This window comes from Thalassolituus hydrocarboniclasticus (genome assembly GCF_025345565.1).
GTDB lineage: Bacteria > Pseudomonadota > Gammaproteobacteria > Pseudomonadales > Oceanobacteraceae > Venatoribacter > Venatoribacter hydrocarboniclasticus.
In genome coordinates this window covers 1,622,703-1,638,565 of sequence record NZ_CP054475.1, presented here as the reverse complement: position 1 = coordinate 1,638,565, position 15,863 = coordinate 1,622,703, and the positions used below count along the sequence as shown (strand labels likewise).

Here is a 15,863-nt window from a genome sequence, read left to right as displayed (position 1 = left end):
AATTATTTCATGGCCGCCAGCTGCGCCATTTCCGGCGCAAATACATCGCGTTCGACCCGCTCCCAGCTGGCCTGATAATCCCATTCGGAAGACAGCGGCTTAAAGCCCATGCCATCCAGCAACAGATTGCAGCTGATTAATGCCACATTGGTACCCATCGCGCGGCTGACCGCGGTGATATCGCAGGCCGTTGTCATCAGCGCATTCAGACCAAACGCCTGCGCCCAGCTGATAAAGGCCATCAATTCCACGGTTAATTCCGGGCTGTCCTGCAGGTCGCCCTGTTCAATAGCGTTGCGGTAAATATCATCCACGATGCGGGTAATACGCAGATCACGCTCATCGATTAATTCGCTGCGTGCTGCGGATGTTTTTTCCGTAAACGAGGGGGTTTTGGCCGACAAAACCGCCAGCGACAACGTTGGCTGCAGGTTGGCATACAGATAATACGCAACGTTCATTGCCAGTATTTTCTCGCGCGGAGTACCATCAAAGGCTGCGGCACGGCTGAACATATCTTCCATCATGGCCATACCGCGCAAACAAAGACCGGACAGGCAATCTTCTTTACTGGAAAAATGGTTGTACAGTGTGCCTTTCGAATAGCCGCTGGCACGCACCAGTTTATCCATGGAAAAATCGGCAAAGCCATCGCGGTTCACCAACTCATGGGCTATATCCAGTAATAACTGCTCACGTTCGGCAATTTTTTCCGCCTTGCTTTTACGCAGCCCCAGAGGACAATCCGCTTTAACAGCCCCCAACTTGCCGGAAAACAACGGGAACAGCGGCTTACTACCGCCTTCAGGGTCTGACTCACTGGCCATCCACAATGGCTTATCGGCCATCAACGGCGCAGCAGAATTACCCGCCTGACACAGAGCCGGAGTACTGCCGGCACGCAGCATTTGCCGGATCTGATGCAACAGACACTGCTGACGTGCGGGAGAAATATACTTTAACAACCACTTCATTTTGACGATCCGTCGAAAACTGACGAACCGTCATATTATTCTCTTTTGCTTAAACAACAACCACCAAATGCTGGACATTTCAGGCCAGAATCAGCAACGTCCAGGCATAAAAAACCGGCATAACGCCGGTTTTTCTCGTTCCTACACTCTGCGTGGGAATGCAACTGTACCAGCAAAGACTACCACGCAGAGCGTGGGAGCCAGGTGAGAGCAAAACCCTGCCCTTTTTCTCGTTCCTACGCTCTGCGTAGGAATGCAACTGTGCCAGCAAGGGCTACCACGCAAAGCGTGAGAGCCAGGTAAGAGCAAAACCCTGCCCCTTTTCTCGTTCCTACGCTCTGCGTAGGAATGCAACTGTGCCAGCAAGGGCTACCACGCAGAGCGTGGGAGCCAGGTAAGAGCAAAACCCTGCCCTTTTTCTCGTTCCTACGCTCTGCGTAGGAATGCAACTGCGCCAGCAAGGGCTACCACGCAGAGCGTGGGAGCCAGGTGGCACCGTAGCTGACAAAACAGCATTTTTTCTCGTTCCTACGCTCTGCGTGGGAATGCAACTGTGCCAGCAAGGGCTACCACGCAGAGCGTGGGAGCCAGGTGATAAAAAAACCGGCATAACGCCGGTTTGTTAAGACAGCCCCACTCAGGCATTCAGCACGGCACGCTTCAGACTGGAGGACAGTGCCACCTCAATAAAAAATGGCCCGGCACTGGTTTCAAACGGAATCACCAGCACCGGGCCGGTGACGTCATGGGGAATATCGGCAGCGCCACTCAACACTCCCGGCTTGGCCATTTCAAAGTCATAACCTTTTTCCCACAGCAGTTTACGCGCCCCACCCGACAGCATATTGGTCAGCTCACCGGTCAGGTCATGGCAGGTTTCATCCACCTCAGCGATGGCTTCGCCCAGCATACTGCTGCTGATTCTGGTAATGGCGCCGGCAGAAAAACTGATGGCCAGTGAGCCACGCACGCTGTCTCCCGACATCGGAATAATGCCGGTGACCACACCTAAAGGCTGACGTCCTTCTTTCAGATAAGGCTTGCCGTATTCGCAGCTCATGGAGGCCATGGTGGCCAGAATGTTATTGATTGTTTCAACGAACGGATTAATAAACTCAACATTCATACGCAGGTTCACCTCTGCAACACAGTGTAGCGAAACCAGCCGGGAAGCCCATTTGCGGGATAGACAAAAAAGGCGCCAAAAGGCGCCTTTTATAACCAACCGTTCAGCAAACGCTGACGAATTACAATCCTTTCACCGCGTAGATGCCCGGCGCATTACGCCAGTAACCGCGGTAATCCATGCCACAGCCAAATACGTAACGGTCTTCAACATCCATGCCGATAAAGTCGATTTTCAGATCGGTATTTTTACGGTCATGTACTTTATTCACCAGCACCGCGGTCAGGACTTCTTTTGCGCCCTGCTGCTGACAGGATTTCACCACTTCGGCCAGGGTGTTTCCTTCATCGAAAATGTCATCCAGGATCAGTACGGTACGGCCTTCCATTGGTACAGAAGGCGGTGCCTGCCATTGCAGATCGGTTTGGCCTGAAGTTTCACCACGGTAACGGGTAGCATGCATATAGCCCTGCTCCAGTGGGAATTGCAGTTTGGTCAGCAGACGACCGGCCATCACCAGACCACCGTTCATGATGCTGTATACCACCGGCAGGCTGCTGTTCAGGCGTGCTGAAATATCCGTAGCCAGCTGATTCAGCGCGGCTTCTACATCAGCTTCGGATTTCAGCAGATCAGCTTCTGCCATCACTTGGTTCAGTTCTTCAAGAGTCAGGGGCTGGCTCATGTTATCTACCTTAAATAGTGCTGGTCAGCCGGAAAATCCGGCGGGTAAAAAGCCGGCTATGGTATCACCGCCACCGGACGGCGCAACGGCTTATTGGGTCAGCCGCTTTAGCTACCCCGGCCAGCGCGCAAAACAGCCGCAGTTTTGCTATGATGCGCGCCATTTTAAATTCTGCGGTCCGGCGCACTCCGGCCCGCCTTTGCCGATCAGGAAACAGCATGACCCCCACTCTGCAACTGGCCTTTGATTTAATCGCCCGCCGCTCAGTCACCCCGGATGATGATGGCTGTCAGGCCCTGATGATGGAGCGCCTGGCCGCCGCCGGTTTCAATAACGAAGAACTGCGTTTTGAAGAAGTAGAAAACTTCTGGTCACGCCGTGGCACAGAGGGCCCGCTGGTGTGCTTCGCCGGCCATACCGATGTGGTACCTACCGGCCCGGAAGGCCGCTGGAGCCACCCGCCGTTTACCCCAACCATCGTTGATGGACTGCTGTACGGCCGTGGTGCCGCCGACATGAAAGGCTCGCTGGCCGCTATGGTGGTTGCCTGTGAGAACTTCGTGCGCAAACACCCAGATCACAAAGGCTCCATCGCCTTTCTGATCACCTCCGATGAAGAAGGCCCGGCGAAAAACGGCACGGTAAAAGTGGTCGAAACCCTCGAAGCGCGTAACGAAAAGATCGATATGTGCATCGTCGGCGAGCCATCCTCCACCAACGCCGTCGGTGATGTGGTGAAAAACGGTCGCCGTGGTTCACTGGGCGCCGTACTGCGCGTGCATGGCATTCAGGGCCATGTGGCTTACCCGCATCTGGCGAAAAACCCGGTACACATTGCCGCCCCGGCACTGGCTGAACTGGCCGCCGAGCACTGGGACGAAGGCAATGAATTCTTCCCGGCTACCAGCTTCCAGATTTCCAACATTAATGCCGGTACCGGTGCCACCAACGTGATTCCTGGTGAACTGGAAGTGGTGTTCAACTTCCGCTTCTCCACCGAACTGACCGCCGACATCCTGAAAGAGCGCACCCACGCCATTCTCGATAAACACGGCCTCAGCTACGACATCGACTGGAACCTGAGCGGCGAGCCTTTCCTGACCGCGCGCGGCCCACTGGTCGAAGCCAGCGTACAGGCGATTAAAGAAGTCACCGGCCGCGACACCGAACTGTCAACCGCCGGCGGCACCTCCGATGGCCGCTTTATTGCACCAACCGGTGCTCAGGTGCTGGAACTCGGCCCCTGCAATGCCACCATCCATAAGCTGGATGAGCACATTGTCGCCGAAGATCTCGACACCCTGACCGTGATCTACGAACGCATCCTCGAATTACTGCTGGCCTGAGAGACAACGCGTGAACAAAGTGATTGCCTGCCCGGTATGCGGGCTGCAACTGCAGGCCGCCGATAAACGCTGGTGCTGCAGTGCCGGCCATACCTATGATGAAGCCCGTCAGGGCTACCTCAACCTGCTGCTGGCCCAGCATAAAAAATCGAAAGCGCCGGGCGACACGCTGGAAATGGTCGACGCCCGCCAGCGCCTGCTCGACAGCCAGGCCTACCGGCCGATTTCCGATATGCTCAATCAGTGGGTACTGGAACTGGCCCTGAACCACAACGGCGGCATGCAGATTGCCGATGTTGGTTGTGGCGAAGGTTATTACACCCAGCGCCTGCAGGAAGTGCTCGACGATCATCAGCTGCCGCATTGCTTATACGGCGTCGATATTTCCAAAGACGCCGTCCGCCGTGCCGCCCGCCGCAGTAAACAGATTGACTGGCTGGTTGCCTCCGGCGGCCAGCTGCCTTTTACGGCGCACAGCCTGGATCTGATCACCTGCCTGTTTACCAACCTGATGCCGCAGGGGTTTGCCCGCGCACTGCGCCCAGAGGGGCAGATTGTGCTGCTCAATACCGGCCTGCATCATCTGGTCGAACTGCGCGAAATCATCTACGACGAAGTCAACCTCGCTGCCCTCGATCCGCGTCCGGCCATGGCCGAACACGGCTTTGACTGCAAAGGCGAGCAGACCCTGAAATACCGCGTCAGCCTGACCAGCAACCAGCAGATCATGGACCTGCTGATGATGACCCCACACCGCTGGAAAGTGCGCAACGAAGCGCTGCAACGCCTGGAAGCACTGAACGAACTGGAGGTCACCATCGACGTGGTTCTGCATCAGTTCGGACAATCGGTGTGACGCAGCGCAAAGAGCCTGACAGCAGCATTTGCCTTGCCCTGAGGCCAGAGGTAGCATTCTGGCCTCAGTTACCAACATGGCAGCCCTTGTCCGACCGGCCCTGGCCGGCACAGACCAGTCCGACCTCATGACCTGTATCCGCCAGCGGGCAAAAAGCCCGGAACAAAAAGCCCTGCGCCGCCAGCAGATTCTGGATGCCGCCGCCGGCTATTTTGCTGAAGCCCCCTTCGAACAGGTGAGCCTGCACGATATTGCCCAGCGGGTCGGCATTACCAAAGCTGCCCTGTACCGCTACTTCCGCAACAAAGAGGCCCTTTTTCTGGCGCTCTACCATCAGCAGCTGGAACGTCTGGTCGGGCACGGCGAGCAGCTGAATATAGATGGCGATGCCGCTATCGTCTGTGCTCAGGCACTGGCAGAAGAACCGCTGTTCTGTCGCCTGAACGCCATTCTGCATACCGTGCTGGAACGCAATCTGACTGAAGAAGAAGCGCGCAACTTTAAGCTTGGCCTGCTGCCACTGTTGCAGCGTTTTGCCATGCTGATCAGCCGCTGGCTCAGTATCTCGGCCGCCGAAGCGGTAGAGCTGCTGCTGCATATTCAGCAGGCGATGATCGGCTGCTGGCACATCTGTTACCCGAGTAAAACCGTGGCTGCTGCCATTGCCGAACCGCCGCTGACCCTGTTCCGGCTTGAATTCAGCACGACCCTGCAACAGCATCTGAGCTGGCTGTTTGCCGGCTATAAAGCCAGCCATATACACCATACAACCGGTAACGCTCCCGATAGCGGAACGGCTCATAACAGCCCCGACAGCACGGCAGACACTCTATGACTCAGGTTGATTTTTACATCCTCGCAGCCCAGACCCGCGCCGAACAGCTGCTGTTTGCCTGCCGCGTGGTGGAAAAAGCCTTCAGCAGAGGCAACCGCGTACTGATTCAGGTCGATGATGAAAGCACCGCACGCCAGCTTGACGAGCAACTCTGGCAATTCCGCGACGATGCCTTTGTGCCGCACACCCTGCTGACCGCCAGCGACGCTCCGGCCGACTGCCCGGTCAGCATCAGCTGGCACAACGACCCCGGCCATCACCATGATGTAATGGTCAATCTCAGCAGCCAGCTACCGGCGTTTTTCAGTCGCTTTCAGCGATTTATTGCCGTCGTAGTACAGGAAGATCAGGTGCTGGACTACACTCGTAGTCACTACAAATTCCTCAAAGACCGGGGCTACCCGATCAACAATATCGACATGAGATTGCGTTAATGAACCAACGTAACGATCAGGATGAACCCAGCAATCTGCTGCGTGAACTGGAAAACCTGCAACGTGTACTCGATGACGCCGCGAGTGATCAGGTCGATCACAGCCGCGACATCCCCACACTGGATCCGGTCGATGACATTCCGCTGCTGGACGAGCTGTTCAGCGACAATGACATACCGGTATTAAAAGCGGTAACCAACAAACCGGCCGCCGTTCCTCTGCGCCCGGTTGCTCCCCTGAGCCCGGCCACGCCAATGAGCACAGACCAGCAAAGCGCCAATAAGGCCGATGCCGGCAAACCAGACACCGCCGCCAAAGCTCCGCGTCCGGTTCTGCGTGCCCAGCCCCTGCCCGATGTGGTGATTCAGCGCCCACAGGGAGACATGCCAGCCCGGCCTGCTCAGGTATCGGCTGCGCCGCGGGCCGAGACAGAAGCAACCACAGAAGCAACACCGGCCGCCTCCTCGACAGCAACACCGGCCGCAGACAACGCCGCTGCTCCGGCACGGGTATCGGTAAACCCTTTCCTGCCTCAGGCTATTCTTGACCGCCTGACCCAGGAGCGTGAAGCCGCCCAGCACAGCGCTCAGGAAGCACACCGCACCATGCAACGGGTGATGGAGCAAAAGCAGGCACGTGCCAGCGAACAGGCCGTGCAGCAACATCTGCAACAACTGACGCCGCTGCAGAAAGAACACTTGATCGACCAGCTGGTTGCCGAAATGCTGCCGCAACTGACCGAACGCCTGCGTGAAAAACTGCGTGAAAAGCTGAATCACTGACCTCCCCGCCACGGCGCTTCCGGCAGCTACCGGAATCGCCGCGCAAACAGCGAAACGCTGCAAAACCCTGCCCCTGAACCGCAGTTTCCGTTATAATCGGCGCCATTTTTCTGAACCCGAAACCAGCCAGCCTCTGCCCCGCCGGGACTGGCTGCGATAACGACGAGACGAGCAGCAGCGAACCATGGATAAAACGTACAAGCCCAGCGCCCTTGAACAAACCTGGTACCAAGAGTGGGAAGAAAAAGGCTACTTCAAGCCTTATCAGGACGGACTGACCGGCGAAGGTTACTCCATCATGATCCCGCCGCCGAACGTCACCGGCTCGCTGCACATGGGTCACGCCTTCCAGCACACCATTCAGGATGCCCTCACCCGCTACAAGCGCATGCAGGGTAAAAAAGCCCTGTGGCAGGTAGGTACCGACCACGCCGGTATCGCCACGCAGATGGTGGTTGAGCGTAAACTGGCGGCCGAAGGCCAGCCGGATCGTCACGAATTGGGCCGCGAAAAATTCCTCGAAAAAGTCTGGGAATGGAAAGAACAATCCGGCGGTACGATTACGGGCCAGATGCGTCGTCTGGGTAACTCGGTCGACTGGGACACCGAACGCTTCACCATGGATGACGGTTTCTACAAAGCCGTACAGGAAGTGTTTATCCGCCTGCATAAAGACGGCCTGATTTACCGTGGCAAGCGCCTGGTCAACTGGGACCCGAAACTGCACACCGCCATTTCTGATCTGGAAGTGGAAAATAAAGAATCCAAAGGCTTTATGTGGCACCTGCGCTATCCGCTGGCGGATGGCCTGAAAACCGCAGAAGGCAAAGACTACATCGTGGTGGCCACCACCCGTCCGGAAACCATGCTCGGTGATACCGGTGTAGCGGTTAACCCGGAAGATCCGCGTTATAAAGATTTAATCGGCAAAGACATTATTCTGCCATTAGTGGGCCGCCGCATTCCGATCGTGGGCGATGAGCACGCCGATATGGAAAAAGGCACCGGCGCGGTAAAAGTAACCCCGGCGCACGATTTTAACGACTACGAAGTGGGCAAGCGTTGCGGCCTGCCGATGATCAATATTTTCACCTTTAATGCTGACGTGCGCGAAACCGCGCAGGTATTTAATACCGACGGCAGCGTGAATAACGACATCGACGCCAGCATCCCGGAAAAATACCGTGGCATGGAGCGCTTTGCTGCGCGTAAAGCCATTGTTGCCGATTTTGAAGCCGCAGGCCTGCTGCAGGAAATTAAAGACCACGATTTAACCGTACCTTACGGCGACCGTGGCGGCGTGGTGATTGAGCCAATGCTCACCGATCAGTGGTATGTGGATGCCAAGACCCTGGCCAAACCGGCGATTGAAGCCGTCGAAAACGGCGATATTCAGTTTGTGCCGAAATCTTACGAAAATATGTACTTCAGCTGGATGCGCGATATTCAGGACTGGTGTATTTCCCGTCAGCTGTGGTGGGGTCACCGCATTCCGGCCTGGTACGACGAAGAAGGTAACGTCTACGTTGCCCACGACGAAGCCGAAGTACGCGCGCAGAATCATCTGGCCGACGACGTTGAACTGCGTCAGGACAACGACGTACTCGACACCTGGTTCTCCTCTGCCCTGTGGACGTTCGGTACGCTCGGCTGGCCAAATCTGGACGACCCGGAAGTGGCTAAGCGCATGGCCGATTTCCATCCAACCGACGTACTGGTTACCGGTTTCGATATTATTTTCTTCTGGGTAGCGCGCATGATCATGATGACCATGCACTTCTGCAAAGATGAAGATGGCAAACCGCAGGTGCCGTTTAAAACCGTATACGTTACCGGTTTGATCCGCGACGAAGTCGGACAGAAAATGTCGAAATCCAAGGGCAACGTTCTTGACCCGCTGGATATGATCGACGGTATTTCGCTGGAAGAACTGCTGGAAAAACGCACCGGCAATATGATGCAGCCGCAGCTGGCGGAAAAAATCGGCAAGCGCACCAAAAAAGAATTCCCGGAAGGTATTGCCCCACACGGCACCGATGCTTTGCGCTTTACCCTTGCCGCCATGGCCTCAACCGGCCGTGATATTAACTGGGATATGAAGCGCCTCGAGGGCTACCGTAATTTCTGTAATAAATTATGGAACGCGTCACGCTACGTGATGCTCAGCGTGGCGGGCGAAGAAGCCGTGGAAAACGCTGCCGCAGCCGGTACCAATATCGCCATTACCGACGATATGAAAGTTGCCTGTGGTGCCAATGGTGAACCAGCCGTACTGTCACTGGCCGACCGCTGGATTATTTCGCGCCTGCAGAATGCCGAAAAAGAAGTAACCCGCCATATGGACCAGTATCGTTTCGATATGGCCGCACAGGCGCTGTACGAATTTATCTGGAACGAATACTGCGACTGGTATCTGGAACTGTCCAAGCCGGTGCTGTGGGATGCCAACGCGCCAGAAGAAGCCAAGCGCGGCACCCGTGGCACCCTGGTACGCGTACTGGAAGCCACCTTGCGTCTGGCGCACCCGATTATTCCATTTATTACGGAATCGATCTGGCATCAGGTAAAAGATCTTGCCGGAAAAACCGGTGACACGATTATGCTGGCGCAATATCCGCAGGCACAGGACGCCTTTATTGATGCCCAGGCCGAAGCCGATATCGAATGGCTGCAGGGTGTGATCACCGCCGTGCGTAATATCCGTGCAGAAATGAATATTGCACCGGGTAAAGAACTGGAGCTGCTGTTTAAAAACGGCGACGACGAAGACTTCCGCCGCGCAGAAGAAAACCAGACCTTCCTGATGAAACTGGCCAAGCTGGAAAAACTCACCTGGCTGAACGACGGCGACGAAGAGCCGATGTCGGTCACCCAGCTGGTTGGCGATATGGAAGTGCTGATTCCGATGGCCGGCTTTATCGATAAAGACGCCGAAGTCGCCCGCTTAGGCAAATCCATCGAGAAGCTGGAAAAAGAACTGGAGCGCGTAACCAACAAACTCGCCAACCCGGGCTTTACCGAAAAAGCACCGGCTGCGGTTCTGGAAAAAGAGAAAGAAAAAGCCGCAGGCTTTGAGCGCGACATTGTTAAGCTCAAAGAGCAGATCGAGAAAATTAAGGCGCTGTAAGCGCTGACTTACCTGCTCTGCAATAAAAACCGCCCACTTGATAAGAGTCGGCGGTTTTTTTATTTATGCCTGCCAGAAATACCGTAACATCCGCAAGTCGTCAGCCAGTGAAAAATCTAAGCACACGCCGGATAGAATAATGACACCCTTCCGTCTCCTGACAGCAACAGGCACCCTCGGGCTGATTATCTGGGTACTGATAACACCTCAGATTCCTCTTGCTGCCCTCTTACTGCTGATTCCGCTTATTCCGCTGCAGATAGTAATTTCGCAATCCGCCAGCCAGTGCACAGAATGCGGTATCAGCGTATCCGACCCGGCATTCAATAACCCGGAACGTGAACTGCCGTTTAAATTTGACTACAGCAAAATAGGAAATGACTGGGCATCCGGAAACTATCGCCGCAAGCTGGGAGGCTGCCGCTGTGTGCGGCTTGTAAGAAGCAGATCAGGGAAAGTGGCGGGTGATACTCATGATACTTACTCTGCTGTTCGAAAATCAGTATTTCTTCAAATATTGATATACCATCAAAGAAACGTATACTCGAAATTCGAATAAAATAATACACCCATAGTCTGAGAAGAAGCATATGCGGGCAGCAATAGCTCTTGTTATTTTTCTATGTGCATATGCACATTCCAATGAACATGCAAACAAGGCTATCAGCACATCGTCTAAACACTACCCCTTTAGCGTGTACTGTGAGGATGGCGATCAGAAAACTCTTGTTGAGAATGAAATAAGAAAAATTGACAAGATATCAACATACATCCGGACAGCGCTTCGAAAACGTCTAAACCAGTATTACTTCCTGGAAATTGGTATATCAAAGAATCAGCAGGAATATGACCTAATCGTTAAAAGTTCGACCGGTGATGAACAAACAAATAAGAAAATAATCCTGAAAATTGAAAAATCAGATATTTTCGACAAGACCCCATCCACATTCAAGACAACATGCACTATCACCTACAGTTAAGACCACATTTAATGATAAGGCACCCTTCAATAATCAACGAATGATCAGTGAGCGTATTGCCAACTACCTGCGCCCTTCAATCAGTCTCTGCTGAACCGTTTTAACCTTGAACTCGCTTGAATACTACCAGGTCTTTCTTGGCTGAGTATATTTTGGCATTGGACACCTCGTCAGTTTGACTTTGGTGTCCGTTAAAGCGGGGGAAGATCATTTGTTCGGTGCAGCCGCTTGTTATACGAAATCTATATGCTGTCCAGGAGCTATGTATCCCCAAACACGAATATTACCTTCTTCAAATGAATATGGTATAGACTTATCTTTTAGTTTTTTTATGAGTTCGGCGCGAATATCAGTTTTTCTATCCTTAACCAAAGCTCCAATGCGCCCACTTTTATACGGTTGTATGTCTAGCCACAGTACACTTTCAGATATCGCTGCAAACTGATCCCAGTGAATTGTTGAGAATCCATAAGTGGTCTCTTCGTCAAACACCTCATAATTAACTGATGGCTCAAAATCACCAAAAGACTGTACAACCTCACCTAGCTTCAACCATTTAGTACGGTTCATAACTGATGTTAGCTGCCGCTTCACAATAATCTCACGCGTATTCTTATGCATATATACTCGTATAACGCCGCCTTCTTGGGTTCATCCCAAGCAAGGCTTTGTTATAAATTATCTTGAGTAATCTACCACCAGCCCAATATTATCCATTGGAGTAGGTAATACATCGTCTTCAGTATTAAAAACACCATCTCTTCCAAGAGCTCTTATATGGTATTTACTGTCACCTAGAAGCTCATAGAAATAGTACACACCTTCAGTCGCATCAATTTGCGTTGGGTCAAACAAAAATACAAAGGAGTTTTCTGGTAGCGATTCTTGTAGTATTTTCAGTGATTCTGGGTAGCTGCCATTTTGAACCTTATAAAATTCAATAGCTTGAATCGCACTATTAAGTTGTGATTTTGCCATTTTTTGACGAAGCTCGTCGTAGACACCGTCCTCTTGAACAAATCCAAAATAGCCTAGCGAGCTATACAGAATAATTGTAAAGGCAATACCCAAACTACCCACTACTTTAAGTGTCGTATTTTTAACAGCGAACCCCCATACAATTGCAATTATTCCAAAAATAACCCCAATTAGTGGAATGAAAGACAAACCACCAATTACAAACCCAAGACAGCCAGGAGATTTATCTTCTTTAGCATATGTTTCACGCAAAGCTACAGCTTCAGCCGAATCTTTTCGCTCATCAATTAGTTTTGCAATTATTTCTTTTCGTTCTGGGTATTTTTCCCCATTAATAACTCGGTAGGCGGAAAGCAAGTTTTCGTATGAGTACTCTTCAAAATTTGGTTCTTTATTCATTACATCTACTTCTTAATTTATAACGCCTACCAGCAGGGGCGTTAACGTCCCTCTGGCTGGCTTTGTTAACCTAAAACATTGGTGGTGGAGGTGGAGGTGGTGTGTGATGCATAATTTGATGAGACGCTGCATTAGATGCGGCAGTCGCAGCGTTAGCAGCAGCACTTGCTGCCGCTGATGAGTTCGCGGCATCACTCGCCGATTGAGCGCTATTGTGAGCTGTACCACCTGATGCACAGCCTGCTAAAAGCAGGATCGATATTATTCCAATTATTTTCATTTCTACTCCTTTCTAATCGGATGAAGGTTAACGCTTAAAGCATGGGCGCGAGTTTTCGCGTCCAATGCCTTTATTTGTTAGAGTCTTTTGGCGCTAGGCTCATCATTACCTGAGACCACCTAACCAATAAGGCTCTATAAATTGTTTCAACACACTCACCATTCTCATGGTCATAAACAGTAGAAACACCCTGATCATCAAAACAGCCCATGCGTCCAAGGCCACAAGAACTACGAAAATGCTCATATACTTTATAAGCTAAATCTTCTCTGTCTTTTTCAAGCTCAGACAAACAATCAGCAATAATATCTACGCATTTTTCATTTGGATGTTTATGCTCCCGTAAAAATTTAACAAGAGTCCTAGTTAAGTGAAGCCTATCGTAATACATAGTTGACCTCTAACGCCTCAAGAAGAGGCGCGCTTTTGCGCGTCCTTCTTGCTTGATTTGTTAGTTGCTGCTTGGCTGAACCACGTTTTGCTCCAACGCCGTGATTTTAGGCCTGTTTTATATGGCCATTTCTCTAGCTTCGATTTCACATCTGGGGACATAATTTCATCCATTCCCTCTACATCAAAGAACCATTCCTGAATTTCAATGAGCTTGATAATTTCAAGATACTCATTATTAATAAGGGATATGAGTTGCTGAGCATCTTTCTCTTTGATTCTAGTTGGGAGAGAGACCCGGCTCGAAGCATCAACTTTTCCTTTTGAGCGGGACAGGCCAACATAAGTGGCATTCTGCTTTTTCTCTTCCAGACCTCTACCTTTAATAAATTCAGCGAATTTTGGCGAATAATCCCATATTTCTCGCGCCATGAATGCCCATTGTTTTTCAGGATGCTGGTAAAGAAGCTTTAACCACTTTTGTTCAAAGGCCGCATCTGGATAGCCATCATTTGTTAAGGATGACCATATATAGTGCTCAACCCACTTGGCCTTGGCAAATTCTTCGAGCGACAAAACTGAAAGCTGGAAGGCAGATGGATATGATTCATTCTCAAATAGCAGAACAGCATCAAAATGAAGCCTCAATGAATTCCTTAAGGACTCCACTGCGATTTTGACCAATTTATAATGCGAAACCCCTTCCTTCATCTCAACCCTTGGTATGCAACTAACGCCGCAAGCAAAGGCGCGCGGTAGCGCGTCCAGTGGAGCGAAGCGGAACGATTTTGCCTTGCCTTGTTAAAACTTTCACTTGAATAAGTTTTTTAACTTTGATTTAAGATCTTTCTCTAGTTCATTTTTGATCAACTCTATACCTTGTTCTTTAGCGACTTCTAGCACAGAGTCATAGTCATTAAGCTCACCACATTCCGAGCACTTAATCATATCGCCAGACTGATGCTCCAGACCTTCTCCTGTCTTTAGTGTGGCGTCACAAAATAAACATTTAACTTCAATTGAGTAGCTCTTATCCATTACCGGAACCCTTTGCTAGAAAGCTAATTATTAAGCCTGCTAAGGCAATACAAGAGCCTAGAAGCACAAACAAGCCTTTGTGGTCTTCGATGTAGTCAGAAACCTTTTTCGGTAATGGGCGGTTTTTTCGCAACTCTTCGGATTTCCGTTTTGAAGTGGCAACGCCCATGCCTTTTGAGGTTAGCTTGAGGCCATTATGGCGACCGCTTCCAAGATAGGCATGCTCTAACCATTCTCTCGCATAACAGCGATCAACAATCTGCTTTAGCTCGTCTATTGATGGTTGCACCCCATAGCGATCATAAAGCTCTTCTACAAGCTTATGGTCCACATCAAAGTGAACATTATTGTGCCTGCTCCCGTTTTCTTCGCAAAACTCAAGAACATGTATCAATAGTTTGTATTCGTCCATAAACCTCTACTTTGTATTAGTTTTAACGCCTCAATAACCGACGCGCTTTAGCGCGTCCGGCGCCGAAGGCGCGTAGTTGATTGACTTGTTAAGTGTTGACCGCATATACATGCAACTCAGGCTGATTTCCATATTGCCAAAATTCCCTGCTTTGTATTCTTTCAAGCGCATAGTCAATTGAAACATCGCTAAACTTTTTAGTTGCGCAATCAATCTCGTAAAAAGCAACCTCATGAAGCTTTACTTTTAATTCTAATCGCTCAATCAAAAACTGTTTTAGCACATCTTCGCTCTCGCTATCACCGAAACGCTGAACGAGCTCACAAAGAATTTCTTCTAAGTGTGATTCCTCGTGGATGTTGATATCGACGATACCCTCTTTAGTTTTCGGTGAAATATCCATAGACACTTAACGCCTCAATAATGGGCCGGAGCACGCAGTGCGGAGGTCCAGCCCTGAAAGGGCGTCATTGATTGACTTGTTATATTCATCTCGCCACATCAAAACTTGGCAGCTCTATATTCTTCTTAGAAGCTATCTTTTGCATATTATCAAATACCGAATAGAAGCTTTCTGCATTAGAGATAGCTCTATAATCAGCTCTTAGACGGATAATTTCGCTACTTGTTAATTCTGGCGACAGAATTTCTATCGAGCGCTCGATAAAAACTACGGCTTCATTGTTATATTCTTGGGTAATTATCCGAGAGATCATAATGGGAAATGCAATAACTGCATAAATGATTGTGAAAATAAAAATAAGGCGCGACTTTTTTTGTACTGAAAATATTGATTTATCAATATCTTCCTCTTCTTTCTTTTTCCTATCTTTGATGCTCGCTGCTCTTTTATAGGTTTTGTGCGCTAGAAAAGGAAGCACCAATACGGCAGATGCCAATACATAACTGAAAAGAAGCCTAAAGAAAATTCCACTTTCCTCATGAAGTCCCTTACCAATATTAATATGTAGCAAGTCGTAATAACCGGCATTCAATATCTGGGCTATTGATATAAAGGCATCTACGCACCATTTAAATGCAGGCTCCCCAGCAAGAGACCAGATTCCACTGCCAACTGCACCTAGCAATAAGGCTGTTGTAATATTTTTTATTGTTTCCGTTTTCACGATATCTCTCTATGAATATAACGCCGCCAGCAACGGCAGGCAAAGCTGGCGCTTGTTTTGCCGGGTTTATGGCAAAACGAGTGACAGGTTTGAC

General features: G+C 50.7%; 18 protein-coding genes. 7 read left to right on the top strand and 11 right to left on the bottom strand.

Annotated elements, in window-relative coordinates; translation table 11 throughout:
- Window positions 1-2 precede the first annotated feature (2 nt).
- The 3 genes from HUF19_RS07220 to HUF19_RS07210 all read right to left on the bottom strand — a co-directional run bounded on the left by HUF19_RS07220 (window position 3) and on the right by HUF19_RS07210 (window position 2,785).
- Window positions 3-974, bottom strand: coding sequence for a TetR/AcrR family transcriptional regulator (locus tag HUF19_RS07220; protein WP_260999149.1), 972 nt, complete (start codon window positions 972-974; stop codon window positions 3-5).
- Between the two features lie 637 nt (window positions 975-1,611).
- A complete protein-coding gene (locus HUF19_RS07215) occupies window positions 1,612-2,100 on the bottom strand; it encodes a chemotaxis protein CheX (RefSeq protein WP_260999148.1) in 489 nt (162 codons plus the stop codon).
- A gap of 121 nt (window positions 2,101-2,221) precedes the next feature.
- Window positions 2,222-2,785: a hypoxanthine-guanine phosphoribosyltransferase gene (locus tag HUF19_RS07210; protein WP_260999147.1), complete on the bottom strand. Its 564-nt coding sequence runs from the start codon at window positions 2,783-2,785 to the stop codon at window positions 2,222-2,224.
- A 218-nt stretch (window positions 2,786-3,003) separates the two neighbouring features.
- Here HUF19_RS07210 and dapE point away from each other — a divergent pair, with 218 nt between their 5' ends.
- The 7 genes from dapE to HUF19_RS07175 all read left to right on the top strand — a co-directional run bounded on the left by dapE (window position 3,004) and on the right by HUF19_RS07175 (window position 10,724).
- A complete protein-coding gene (gene dapE / locus HUF19_RS07205; protein ID WP_260999146.1) occupies window positions 3,004-4,131 on the top strand; it encodes a succinyl-diaminopimelate desuccinylase in 1,128 nt (375 codons plus the stop codon).
- Between the two features lie 10 nt (window positions 4,132-4,141).
- Complete coding sequence (locus HUF19_RS07200) at window positions 4,142-4,987, top strand: putative RNA methyltransferase (protein WP_260999145.1); 846 nt, start codon at window positions 4,142-4,144, stop codon at window positions 4,985-4,987.
- Window positions 4,988-5,063: 76 nt separating this feature from the next.
- Window positions 5,064-5,822, top strand: coding sequence for a TetR/AcrR family transcriptional regulator (locus HUF19_RS07195; RefSeq protein ID WP_260999144.1), 759 nt, complete (start codon window positions 5,064-5,066; stop codon window positions 5,820-5,822).
- Window positions 5,819-6,256 carry a DNA polymerase III subunit chi gene (locus HUF19_RS07190; protein ID WP_260999143.1) on the top strand — a complete coding sequence of 146 codons (438 nt, stop codon included), beginning with the start codon at window positions 5,819-5,821 and terminating at the stop codon, window positions 6,254-6,256. The genes HUF19_RS07195 and HUF19_RS07190 overlap by 4 nt, the downstream gene beginning before the upstream one ends.
- The gene (locus HUF19_RS07185; RefSeq protein WP_260999142.1) at window positions 6,256-7,038 is read left to right on the top strand and encodes a hypothetical protein; all 783 of its coding nucleotides are present in this window, start codon (window positions 6,256-6,258) and stop codon (window positions 7,036-7,038) included. The genes HUF19_RS07190 and HUF19_RS07185 overlap by 1 nt, the downstream gene beginning before the upstream one ends.
- Before the next feature lie 184 nt (window positions 7,039-7,222).
- A complete protein-coding gene (locus HUF19_RS07180) occupies window positions 7,223-10,165 on the top strand; it encodes a valine--tRNA ligase (protein ID WP_260999141.1) in 2,943 nt (980 codons plus the stop codon).
- A gap of 139 nt (window positions 10,166-10,304) precedes the next feature.
- Window positions 10,305-10,724 (top strand): hypothetical protein, encoded by a 420-nt coding sequence (locus HUF19_RS07175; protein ID WP_260999140.1) that lies wholly within the window; start codon window positions 10,305-10,307, stop codon window positions 10,722-10,724.
- 652 nt (window positions 10,725-11,376) lie between these two features.
- On the opposite strand, the gene HUF19_RS07170 is transcribed toward HUF19_RS07175, so the two are convergent.
- The 8 genes from HUF19_RS07170 to HUF19_RS07135 all read right to left on the bottom strand — a co-directional run bounded on the left by HUF19_RS07170 (window position 11,377) and on the right by HUF19_RS07135 (window position 15,769).
- Window positions 11,377-11,715: a DUF6678 family protein gene (locus HUF19_RS07170; RefSeq protein ID WP_260999139.1), complete on the bottom strand. Its 339-nt coding sequence runs from the start codon at window positions 11,713-11,715 to the stop codon at window positions 11,377-11,379.
- A gap of 108 nt (window positions 11,716-11,823) precedes the next feature.
- Window positions 11,824-12,522 carry a type II secretion system protein GspG gene (locus tag HUF19_RS07165; protein ID WP_260999138.1) on the bottom strand — a complete coding sequence of 233 codons (699 nt, stop codon included), beginning with the start codon at window positions 12,520-12,522 and terminating at the stop codon, window positions 11,824-11,826.
- 350 nt (window positions 12,523-12,872) lie between these two features.
- The gene (locus HUF19_RS07160) at window positions 12,873-13,193 is read right to left on the bottom strand and encodes a hypothetical protein (RefSeq protein WP_260999137.1); all 321 of its coding nucleotides are present in this window, start codon (window positions 13,191-13,193) and stop codon (window positions 12,873-12,875) included.
- Between the two features lie 17 nt (window positions 13,194-13,210).
- Window positions 13,211-13,903, bottom strand: coding sequence for an AbiV family abortive infection protein (locus HUF19_RS07155; RefSeq protein WP_260999136.1), 693 nt, complete (start codon window positions 13,901-13,903; stop codon window positions 13,211-13,213).
- 99 nt (window positions 13,904-14,002) lie between these two features.
- Entirely contained in the window at window positions 14,003-14,230 is a 228-nt protein-coding gene (locus HUF19_RS07150) for a hypothetical protein (RefSeq protein WP_260999135.1), read from the bottom strand.
- Complete coding sequence (locus tag HUF19_RS07145; RefSeq protein WP_260999134.1) at window positions 14,223-14,642, bottom strand: hypothetical protein; 420 nt, start codon at window positions 14,640-14,642, stop codon at window positions 14,223-14,225. Before HUF19_RS07145 ends, HUF19_RS07150 begins: the two co-directional genes overlap by 8 nt.
- An 88-nt stretch (window positions 14,643-14,730) precedes the next feature.
- Window positions 14,731-15,045 (bottom strand): hypothetical protein, encoded by a 315-nt coding sequence (locus tag HUF19_RS07140; protein WP_260999133.1) that lies wholly within the window; start codon window positions 15,043-15,045, stop codon window positions 14,731-14,733.
- Between the two features lie 85 nt (window positions 15,046-15,130).
- A complete protein-coding gene (locus tag HUF19_RS07135) occupies window positions 15,131-15,769 on the bottom strand; it encodes a hypothetical protein (protein WP_260999132.1) in 639 nt (212 codons plus the stop codon).
- Window positions 15,770-15,863: the final 94 nt, after the last annotated feature.